Origin of the sequence: Paraburkholderia sp. WS6, from assembly GCF_030464835.1 — a bacterium.
Taxonomy (GTDB): Bacteria; Pseudomonadota; Gammaproteobacteria; order Burkholderiales; family Burkholderiaceae; genus Paraburkholderia; species Paraburkholderia madseniana.
In genome coordinates this window covers 42,941-53,528 of sequence record NZ_JALQCK010000056.1, presented here as the reverse complement: position 1 = coordinate 53,528, position 10,588 = coordinate 42,941, and the positions used below count along the sequence as shown (strand labels likewise).

The following is a 10,588-nucleotide window of genomic DNA, read 5'->3' as shown; positions in this document are numbered from 1 at the left end:
CGGCGAGGCATTGTCAACGATCCTCGGGATTGAGTCGAGTGTCTCCTGTTGGCCGAACCCGGTCCCATGTCGAAATTCCGCAGGCGACCCTGAGCAATCAGTCGAATCCCCCGAGACGAGACGTTCGATGCACCCTATGGCGGGAGGAACAGCAATTTACTACCGTCGCCAGTCATGAGGTGTTTTGCTGGCTCGCACCCGTTCGTGCTTTGGCCGCGCGAATGTATGCGTCTGTCTGCCACTCCTCGTAACCTAGAAGGAACCCCTCCATGCGTTCAAGCGATTCGTTCCAGCCAGTCACTTCTCCTGTATGCCAAAGAAGTATATAGGCGTCGATCCGCCACGCTTCGTCAGGTCGCGCATACAAAACGCGCCTTGTACGGTGGCCTTTGAGAACCTTTATTCCGACGTACTCTCTCTTTACAAATCGTCCAGCCGCCACATAACGGTCGAATAGCCGCTCTGGAATCACACTGACGTCCGTCAACGATGGATATTCGTCGGCGAAAGCGGCAATGGGTTTCACGCCGTCAAGCATCAGCGCAAGCTCCCGATTTGTGTGGACCTGGTAAGGAAGGTCATCAAGCCAATGACGGGGTCTCAGAATTGCTGAGGCCGATTCTCCAACCGAGAAACCGAAATGCGCTGAGATTCTAGCCGTCTCGTGCGCGTCTAACTCATAGACACAACGTGCATCAAATTCCTCGTCCTCCAGTAAAGAGGAAACGACAGACGGATCTGGCAGTTCGATCGCAAAGCTCTTTGCAGGACACGCCGTGGCCGCATCGATGATTTCGAGGATGAATTTAACGATCATGTCGGAGTGCCCAAAGTTTGGTGCTTCAGATTGTCGCCAATCTAGCACCATCAGTCCAATGACCGCACCTGGCCGGTTATCGCCCCCAGTGATTCGCGCAGACTGGTACTCCCTTCACTTGAAAGGAGATCGTCATGGAAGCTACTACCACGGCCAGCCCGGCACGCATGCCCTGGAACAAAGGCAAGCTTACTGGGCAGAAGCCCCCGCTAAAACTGAAAGAGATCTGGGCGATACGGATTCGTCTGCAACTGGCCGCAAGAACCCGCGACCTCGCGATGTTCAACCTGGCCATCGACAGCAAGCTGAGGGCATGCGATCTGACCAAATTGCGAGTGCGTGATGTCTGCCTTGGCCAGCGTGTAGCGTCACGGGCGATGGTCATGCAGCAGAAGACGCAACGTCCGGTCCAGTTTGAAATCACCGAACAGACCCGCGATAGTTTGGAGGCCTGGATCAAGCTGGCGAAGCTGGTGCCGGCCGACTTTCTATTCCCGAGCCGCATTCACGGGTCCCCGCACCTGTCCACGCGCCAATACGCCCGTCTGGTGCACCGCTGGATAGGGTCGATTGGCCTTGACGATACCGCATACGGAACGCATACGATGCGTCGAACCAAGGCGTCGCTAATTTACCGCCGAACGAAAAACCTGCGGGCGGTTCAGTTGCTACTCGGTCACACGAAACTGGAAAGCACAGTTCGATACCTCGGCATCGAAGTCGACGATGCACTCGAGATGGCGGAGCAGACCGAGGTTTGAGCTACGGTCAGGCCGGATGGTAACGGTCGCTGTCCGGCCACAAGCGACCTGTCGCACTTCTGGTTGAAATCTTTGACAATCAGTACCGACTCGGGATGTGCGAAACTCCGAGCGTCGTCCGTCGCGTTCGGAAATAGCATCCATATGGCTGCCATGCAGGCGGACCGGCAGCTTGATCGTCAATTTAGGTAATCGTGAAAAAGACAGCCAAGCCGTCGTGGGTTGATGTCAAAGGACATCTCTCGCAATTCGATCGTGCCGGTTTGCTTGCGCTCGTTCAAGACCTGTACGCCGCGAGCAAGGAAAACCAGGCGTTCCTGCATGCGCGATTTAACCTGGGTGACGATCTTCTGAAGCCATACAAACGCACCATTGACAGATGGGTATGTCCTGACGTTTTCAGGGATCAGGCCGCTTCGGTCTCGAATGCGAAGAAGGCGATCTCGGATTACAGGAAAGCTGTCGGACGGCCCGAAGGGTTGGCAGAGCTTATGGTGTTTTATTGCGAACGCGCCGCTGGATTTTGCGCTGAGGTTGGCTTCGAAGACGACACGTTTTTTGCTGCGTTAGTACGAATGTATGAACAGGCTCTGAGATTGTCGGTTGCCTTGTCGCGTGACGAGCGCGATCGATTCTTCGCGCGACTCGACGCAGTATGTCGAGTCTGCAATAGCTTTGGCTACGGGGTCAGCGATGATATGCGGATCCTCTTTGCGGAATACGTCCCCGATGAGCGCTGATTGCAGGTTCACGCTTAATCGCTGTCGAGCGCGCGGTTGTTGATGAACCGGGGGGCGCGGCAAAGGCAAAGTGCGGCCAGGAACGGTCGTTCGACATCGATACACGAATGGTCGACAATCCGGGTTAATTCAGCAGATGACAAATTCAAATGCAAGAAATTGACACGCAATTTGGCACAGTCAGCATTGTGAACGAGCCTGCATACTCATTTGATTCGAAAGACAATGTGCGGACGTACGCGCTTGAGGTACTGCTTACGCGAGACCAGCCAACTTCTGTTCACGGGATAGCGCTGAACGCCACCGGAATAGTAGTCGTTGGCGCGGACGGAGGATGCTCGTCCGTGCATGATCGTTCTGCGCTGGTGCTCAATGACAAGCTTTACCTCGCAGTCGGCGATCACGCTGCTTGCCTTTCGTTGTCGTCGCCCCATGGGTTGGTATGGTCAACTCGAGTCGATATGGCAACGTGCTTCGGTCTCTACTGGGAAAGTAGTCGAGGCTTCCTCATTTCACACGGGGAGCTGGAGATTTCCCGACTCTCGTTAGAAGGAGATCTGGTTTGGCAGGCGTCTGGCGCCGACGTGTTTTCTGAAGGCTTTCGCTTGCTGCCCGGTTATATCGAAGCCGTGGATTTCAACGGAAGTGTGTATCGGCTTGATTACGTGACCGGTGAAGTATTAGTTAGCTAGCATCTCTGGTTGATGTTGGATGGCTGCTTTCGGAAAATGCGAGGGCCGCTCAGGGTCGGTTCTGCCGGCAGCGGAAAGATCAACGGTGGCCAACTCGTCGGTTCGGCATCGGACCGGGTTCGGCCAGTTGCCGCCTTTCGCCGTCTATGACATTCGGTCGTTCGAATGGCCGCTCCGCCTTGAACAGCGGACACGCCTGCTCGGACTGCGTTCGGCCAGTATCGTCGACATCAAACCTTGTACCGCGGACGTGCACACTACAAGATCGGATGAAGATCAACACGTGTTGCCCAGCGAACGGTTGTAAGAAGATGGAACGTTAAACTCTACGCGACCTAACCAATAAGAAGAACGGCCATGAGAGCATGCTTCGCTATATCGGCGATGGTAGCCATTGCTTTTTTCACGGGGTGCACCACAAACCCGCAGGGGGCTAACAGGGGGGCGATCACCCCAGTGGCAGCCCTCAAGGCTGTTGGTCCCGATACCTTGACATGGACGATTCATACGGTTCCGGAGGGTGCCACCATTTTCTCGGCGGGCAACTACGTCGGCGTGTCACCCTTGAATGTACCGCCGCTGATTCCAACGGAATGGGGTAAGGCTCACGGTCTGCTGACGACCGAAATCACAGCTGTATGGCCCAACGGTGCGATATGGGATGGGCGCATAGTGACGCCTATGCCTCCCGGTCACCCGCTCAAGACCGCCACTGTGTGGCTGACACAACCCTCCAAGGTTGATGGCCCGTACCAGGATTCGTTACGTGTTCGAATGATGGAGCCGCTTTTTGCGCTAGAGGACCAAAGGCTACGGGCTGAACAGAGGCAACGGGTTGAACAGGAGATGGCGCAGATGCGGGCTCGACAAGAAGCAAACCAGCGCGCACAGCAAGAGGCGCAACAACAACAGCAGCAGGCAAGTTCCGGCGTTTCAGGGACGGATGTCGCCCTGATGTTACTCGGAGGCTTCGTGTCGGGTGTCGCGCAAGGAATGAATCATCCTCCGACTCAGACACTGAATTGCAGATCGGATACCGATGGAAATACGACCCGTACAAACTGCTATTAGCGATTTGCGATTCAAGCAGAGCGGATGCGAATCAACAATAGCGGCGACCGGATCGCTGGCCCCGCGGTCGTGATTCGAGGGGTGGTTCTACCTCGAAAGGGACCATTGCAGCCTGGCTACCGCAAAAGGTCGAGATGGGTCCGGTACGGTCCGACGCGGGATGCGCGGCGGGCGAGTCTGCCCATGTGGAACATCGGGCAGGATCCGGCCATGTACCGTCGCTCGCCAGCACCGTCAACAGAGCATCCGGACGTCGGGTAGGCCCAGCAAACGGACTTTGAATTTCGGCAGACCGAAGCCGCTTCTCGGCCATACCCGACATCCATGTACCGGCATCTACGAGGCGGCTACAGATCGCTTTCCCGATACTCACACCTCGGCGGCCACAAATGTCAGCTATCACTTCGAGCGGATGCGGACTTGAAAACCGCTGCAACTGAGTCTACTGACACGAGAACTAACGCGGAGTGACTCCATTAATAAGCATTGCGCCACATCGGCCTGACTCAGCGACCCAGTGTTTAAAGATAGCGCAAACCTTTAATTCGTTGTTATTTTCGCTTTCTGTCTGGGATTTGAAATTGCTGTATCCGTCAGCACAGGTTTGGCCATAGGCGCAACTGCTATATGGTCCATGACGACACTCCTCCGGGTCCTTTGCAAACCTTCCCCCATATTGCACGGACAATGGTCTCTCTACATGATACTTTGAGAGGTCAACTGTCACGCACATCTCATGACAGTGCGCATGAAGCTCGTCCTTACAATCTGGGTCGTTTTGGGGAGACTTAACAGGCACCTCGTTCAGCCATCCTTGTCGATTCATCGTGTGTTCTTTTCCGTCATATAGGTCCCGGTCTCTCGGCTCAACGTACTTTCCGCCCCCTACTTTAGTGTTGATCTCAACCGCCGCAGCGGGCGGAGCCCAGACCAAAACTGATAACCCGATAACGCCGACCACCTCCAATACGACTCGACGCACTGTAGGTGACATAGAAAGCCTCAGAAGCGACTTGAATACGGAAAGCACCATGACGCATTAGCCCACGAAAGCAATTTTAGCTACCTAGTTATGCGCGCATTCGCAAACTGGAGTGGACCCACCGGAAGAATTTTGACACTGTGGGTGGCTCCCGTCGGGGCACGAATCGATGGAACAGCTCCCTCCAGTTTCGTTGGTAGCCGTGCAGGCTAGCGCTGCAAATGACATGAAGGAGGCCACCACGGCAACGACGATTTTAAGCTTCATCTCGATCTCTATGAAAATATTAACTAAATGAATAATACGGCGTGCAATTAGCAGAGTCTTTTTTAAACTCCAAAAATTACGATTAACCGTCATCTTGCATTTCTTCGGAGCAGCGCGCACCGTGAACTTGTCATTGAACGGCGTTTCATTACCCCGACTGGCTCCCAATGGATGGTAGGTAATTTTATCCACTAGTCAACCGGAAACCATGGGATTTGCGAATCAACCGGTCGTGTGGATCGCATTACCGCGGCAAGGACCGCGATCACGCGCACAGCGTCGCAGGGCAGTGCACCGTATTGGACCAACCAAATAAATGCTCAGCCACGATCGAGGAATGAATGGAGAAGTTTCGGGTTGCTTAGCGATGGCCCCCGCGTGCATGCCGGGATAACCATGAAAAAGTCGAAACGGACGCGGACTTGCAGGCTAGAAGGAGAAACTGAATGGCCGTTGCACCGCTGTGGAGCGGTCGTTCATAAAAGACAGGACCGAGCGACCGCTTCGGGTCGCCTGCGGACGGTCAAGAACTGCTTCAGTAAACTCTTCGCTTGCTTCCCAATGTGGATCAAGCGCGTGCTCGGTGTCGCGCATGAATATCAACACGCACATTCCCACGCGAAGCTTTGACGAGCACATGTGTTTTTAAGCGTTGGCTTGCTTTCTCTTATGCCTTCAGCCTCAGGTAACAAGGAATGCGAACCAACCGCCTTTGCGCAACCAGCTACGGAGAGCGTGGCGGTTTGAGCATGGCGGTAACAAACTCCTCAACAGCCTTTCTGGCTTCTATTGCTGCTTCTTCGTCGTAAGCGATGGTTACCCCGCGTTCGACGCACGGATCGCCGTAGGAGAAAGGTTGCTTGGTTTTGGCGTTGAAAAGTTGCCCGTTTTCTCCTTCCTCCCACCGGCAGTTACGCGTTGTCTGTGCCTGGGGGAGCTGCACCGCCGGTTTGTACGCCCGCCCGTCGAACACATGGGCCGCCCCGGGATATTCCGTAATCTGGATGTCCTTGCCCTCAGCTCTTAGCCTCTCGACGTAGGCGCGGCACGGCGCAACGGGGTCGTAATTGTCGGCGATTCCGTGAAATATCCGAACGGGAGCAGCAACATCGTCGTCGTCGCGGTACGTGTAGCTGCAGTCTGGATAGAGAGCGATATGAGCGGCGAAGCGAGCTCCGGACGCGGAAAGATGCATTCGTTGAAATCGAGTCAGACTTGCATAGAGGGCATTTTGACCACCCCTCGAGAATCCCATTAGTATCACCCGGCTTGGGTCGATCCTGGGATGTTTAACCAATACCGCCAGCGCACGATACGCGTCTTCGGTTTGCGCTAGCCGGCCAAGCTGGCTCTGATCGTTGTTTGTACTGGTGATGCCGCGACCGGTGAAACTATCGATGACAAAGGTGGCAACCCCCATCGCGAGGAGCTCCTGCTCCCAGTCCGTCACAAACCCGGCTATGCCTCCCGAGCCGTGAAGCAGGATGACCAGCGGGAATCTCTCGTTGCCTGCGCGCGGCAGGCGGAGTTCGCCAGCCACAGTCACCGGTTTGCCATCCTCGCGGCCCGCCAAGAATTCCTGGTCGGTCAGCGTAACTGACGCAAAAGTGACGATTTCCATTCGCGCAACCTGTGCGCAAGCAACAGGTGAGAGGCCAGTCGCGAGAATGAGCACGACAACGAGCGCAAGCTGACGCAGGCTTGGCGGATGTCTTTCGAACGGCATCAAGATAAGTCCTCCCACATTGACCACTCGACACGAACCCACCGGCCGCCGCTGGTCATCTAGCGAGGGCTGACCCTTACGACGCAGGACCTAATACATTCTAGGCGATGCAAACGGCCCTGACAGCGCCAGACTGCCCGTGGGAGCCAAAGCAACGAACATTCAAGGGTTCTCGTTCATACATGCTCTATCAAATAAGCGGCTGCCCAATTCATGGATCGGATGGATTGCACCGGGCACGGGTGTCCCGAGTAGCCGGCGGCAGGACGGACCGCCATCGGCGATCGACCTCTGTCGACCGAAGAACAGACGCTCGGGAGCGTCCTCTGACTGACTCAAACGGGTCGGCTACGGAAGTTCGGTGCAGGTCGATGGCCAGCGTCGTGGGGCGGTGGTTATTTGTCTCAGTGCGACCCGACTGAGCCTTTCCGAAACGGCTCGTGAGCGGCCGCGTCTGGCTCAACATGAGCCAAATTTCTATGTCATCGCGTTAGCCCGGTACACACGGTGCAGTCAGCCTAACCATGATGCTGCATGTCAACGCGGCGGCTTGCGCCCAGGTAGACAGAACGGCTGAGCACGCGACCACCGACGAGATCACATATGGCAGAAGTTGCCACCCATCTCGGTCACTCACCCGGCGAATGCGACGGACGCCTGATGGCCGCACAAAACATGACGAGGCGGCCAGGGCCAGAAAGAATTGATCAGCTACGGAGTTTTGTAAGCAGGTCCGCCACGCCGGCACGGGTGGCAATTTCCCAAATATATCCTCGGGAATAGTCGACACCCACCCGCCGATGAAGCACGGTGCGCAAACGGCCGTTCGTCCAATGATCAGCGTCTATGCCGTGGACTCGCGGCGATTCCCTGACTGTTGCGGCTACCCATGCCAGCGTTTCATCGTTGATCGTCAGGTGCTTCTTCTCAGTGCGCTGCTTCGGTGGTCGCATCCTGCGCTCCAGTCCGAGCTTCCCGACGAGGGTTCTCACATGTCCGCTGGAGTGGTAAATGCCGAATTTTTCGTTGATCAGCTTCTGAACATCCCCGTTTCGCCAGAGTTCGGTTTGATAGCCGTGGGCCATGGGGCTGCCCTCCAATGTCGCCCGTAACCACTCAAGGGCTTCGGGGCCAAGCGTGGCTTTGCGCCCGGATGACTTGATCTGTTCAACAGCCTCAACGCCATCAGCAACTACCATTGATTTGTATTTTGTAATGGTGCGCACGCTGATGTTGAGCGCTTTCGCGACGTGCTCGACACTGTCCCCATCCAGCAGCATTTTCGCAGCAATCTTTCGGCGCGCGGCATAGACGTCGCTCGGCGATTTCCGGCCGGTAGCAGGCGACGCTTTTTCTGAAGTTGAATAGGTGAGCCGGTATGCGAGGCCATAGCCCCGAACAAGGTGGCCAACATGCGAAGCTGAAAACTGGACGCCGAAACGCCGGAAGATCAATTCGCGCAGTTGGCTTATAGTCCAGGTCGGCCCTGGATAGCCGAGAAGCCCAGGTGAGTGCTTGATCGCGCTAACGAGCCAGCTTTGCGAAGCATCATCGAGGCGCGGGACGTTCCCATTGATACGAAGCCGCGCAAGGGCTTCAGGTCCACCCTTCTCTATCAGGATCTTGTATTTGCTCACAGTCGGAAGACTCAACCGGGCCTTCCTGGATACTTCGCTGATACCTTCACCGTTCAATAGGAGTTCAGCAGCGAGAGCCCGACGGCGCGCGAGCGGAGCATCGTCCAAGTGTTTTCTCATTGTAATTTGCGGAAGTACTTTGGCGGTTATATCGCTCTGGTATTGGCGATATTTATACACGATTTCCGGCATCTTTCGTGGCGAAACCCCTTCCTCGCTTCGCGTGGTACCTGGAAATTGGCCCTTCAGTTTTCCTTAAGCATACCCAGGCGATTGTCAGGTAGTATGCGCGACTCCGTTCACGTCAGATATTCACAGTCGCATTCAGTGTCGCTGGGAAGGCCGGGGCTGTGCCCTTCTCTCAGGTTCTAGCTCACTCGGACGCTAGATCCTTTCAAGCCGGCTTCGCGCCGGCTTTTTTTTCCACGCCGCGTGCGCTCCCAACGACATGCATCAGATCGCGATGGACTGACGCTTCGGGTAGTCTCCGCCTGAGAAGACCCGTCAAAGTGACCTTGAACGGCTCAGTTCGACCCACTGCAGCCGGTCGTCCCAGCGCGACATATGGGCAGCTTTCAAGGTACAACGGTCGTTCGTTTAGTCGCACTAGAAAATAAGAGTTCGGCCTTTGCAGACGTTCGACGAGTCTCCTTGAACGTCAGCAGTATGGCGGGTTGCCGACCGTGCGGCGCCGCGCAGCGTGATGGCCGCTTCCGGCATCCGCCAACTCACCGTTTCGACCCCGAGCAGTCAGCGGAGAATAACCGCACGTACGCGATATGCGTTCTCACGAGAATAGGTCTGGCGCTTTTGTGTGTGTGCCGACCGGCAAACGTTGATCGAGCGTCCTCGGCGTCTGCGGGCTGTGCTAGTCTGATCTTCGCTACAATAGCCGCTGCGTGATCGGGGAGACAGCAGCGCTATGAGAACAATCGCAATTATCGGCAGCTTCAAGCAGCACAACGAGGAGATCCAAGCCTTATGCCGCACGCTGCGTGAATTGGGAATCACCGTGACGACGCCGCAAGGCGAAAGCATTATCAACGCTGGCCACGAATTTGTCCGGTACGGGACCGACGATCCGGCGCTGTCTGATGACGCGGTGCAATCGCTTGCGCTCCATCGCATTCTCGGTGCGAGTCTCGTGTATGCCGTGTTGCCGAATGGCTATATTGGCCGGACCACATGCTACGAGGTCGGGCGTGTCGTGCAGGCGAGACGGCCGATTTATTTCAGTCAGCGTCCAAACGATCTGCCGATAGGGGTGCCTGATGCGTTCATTCTTGACCGGTCAACCTTCCTGAGCCGCGTGACCGACTCGACGTGGGTGCCGGAGTGGCCATTCAACGACGGTGCTAACGTTACAAGCATCTTGGAACAGGAATTGATAGCGGGAACACTACGCGATGCGTAACCCGGGTACGTTGCAGTTTCGCAGCAATCGACGCATCGTCCTTATCGGGAGCATGAGCGCCTATCCCGAATTGCTTGATTGCGCGAGCGTCTTGAATGCCGAGGGCATCGCGACCGTCGTCCCCGAGCCGGAAGACGAGGTCGTGCAGCAGTTGTCTCTGTTCGAGTTCGAAACCTTCAAGCGCCGCGTGTCGTTTGCGCATTTGCGTAAAATTCGGGATCCCCGCACCTACGGGGTGCTCGCCGTGAACGTGGATCGACACGGGATTTTGAATTATGTCGGCCCGAACACCTTTGCGGAAATTGCGGTGGCGTTCGCCCAATCGAAGAAAATCTTCCTGCTCCAAAATGTCCCCGAGGCCTATCACGACGAACTGTCCGCGTGGCGCGCCACGCCCTTGCTCGGCCGGCTCGATAGATTGATTGCGACGTTCCGGGAAGACTGCATGGTCGAAGACCCGCAGGCTCGTCTGTTCGATTGA

At 56.0% G+C, this 10,588-nt stretch carries 9 protein-coding genes; 6 read left to right on the top strand and 3 right to left on the bottom strand.

What is annotated here, in order from left to right; genetic code table 11:
- Positions 1-172 precede the first annotated feature (172 nt).
- Positions 173-817, bottom strand: a complete 645-nt coding sequence (locus tag M0D64_RS40160) for a hypothetical protein (RefSeq protein WP_266261740.1) — start codon at positions 815-817, stop codon at positions 173-175.
- A gap of 134 nt (positions 818-951) precedes the next feature.
- Here M0D64_RS40160 and M0D64_RS40155 point away from each other — a divergent pair, with 134 nt between their 5' ends.
- The 4 genes from M0D64_RS40155 to M0D64_RS40140 all read left to right on the top strand — a co-directional run bounded on the left by M0D64_RS40155 (position 952) and on the right by M0D64_RS40140 (position 4,081).
- A complete protein-coding gene (locus tag M0D64_RS40155) occupies positions 952-1,578 on the top strand; it encodes a tyrosine-type recombinase/integrase (protein ID WP_266261739.1) in 627 nt (208 codons plus the stop codon).
- Between the two features lie 194 nt (positions 1,579-1,772).
- Positions 1,773-2,318 (top strand): hypothetical protein, encoded by a 546-nt coding sequence (locus M0D64_RS40150; protein WP_266261738.1) that lies wholly within the window; start codon positions 1,773-1,775, stop codon positions 2,316-2,318.
- A gap of 149 nt (positions 2,319-2,467) precedes the next feature.
- Positions 2,468-3,010: a hypothetical protein gene (locus tag M0D64_RS40145; RefSeq protein WP_266261737.1), complete on the top strand. Its 543-nt coding sequence runs from the start codon at positions 2,468-2,470 to the stop codon at positions 3,008-3,010.
- A gap of 456 nt (positions 3,011-3,466) precedes the next feature.
- Positions 3,467-4,081, top strand: coding sequence for a hypothetical protein (locus tag M0D64_RS40140; RefSeq protein WP_266261736.1), 615 nt, complete (start codon positions 3,467-3,469; stop codon positions 4,079-4,081).
- A gap of 1,973 nt (positions 4,082-6,054) precedes the next feature.
- Here the strand turns inward: M0D64_RS40140 and M0D64_RS40135 are convergent.
- Together M0D64_RS40135 and M0D64_RS40130 are read right to left on the bottom strand one after the other, a co-directional pair.
- A complete protein-coding gene (locus tag M0D64_RS40135; RefSeq protein ID WP_266261741.1) occupies positions 6,055-7,056 on the bottom strand; it encodes a dienelactone hydrolase family protein in 1,002 nt (333 codons plus the stop codon).
- 707 nt (positions 7,057-7,763) lie between these two features.
- Positions 7,764-8,885 carry a winged helix-turn-helix domain-containing protein gene (locus M0D64_RS40130; protein WP_266261735.1) on the bottom strand — a complete coding sequence of 374 codons (1,122 nt, stop codon included), beginning with the start codon at positions 8,883-8,885 and terminating at the stop codon, positions 7,764-7,766.
- A 730-nt stretch (positions 8,886-9,615) separates the two neighbouring features.
- Here M0D64_RS40130 and M0D64_RS40125 point away from each other — a divergent pair.
- Positions 9,616-10,107: a hypothetical protein gene (locus tag M0D64_RS40125; protein WP_266261734.1), complete on the top strand. Its 492-nt coding sequence runs from the start codon at positions 9,616-9,618 to the stop codon at positions 10,105-10,107.
- 52 nt (positions 10,108-10,159) lie between these two features.
- On the top strand, positions 10,160-10,588 hold the full coding sequence (locus M0D64_RS40120; RefSeq protein ID WP_266261733.1) for a hypothetical protein: 429 nt from the start codon (positions 10,160-10,162) through the stop codon (positions 10,586-10,588).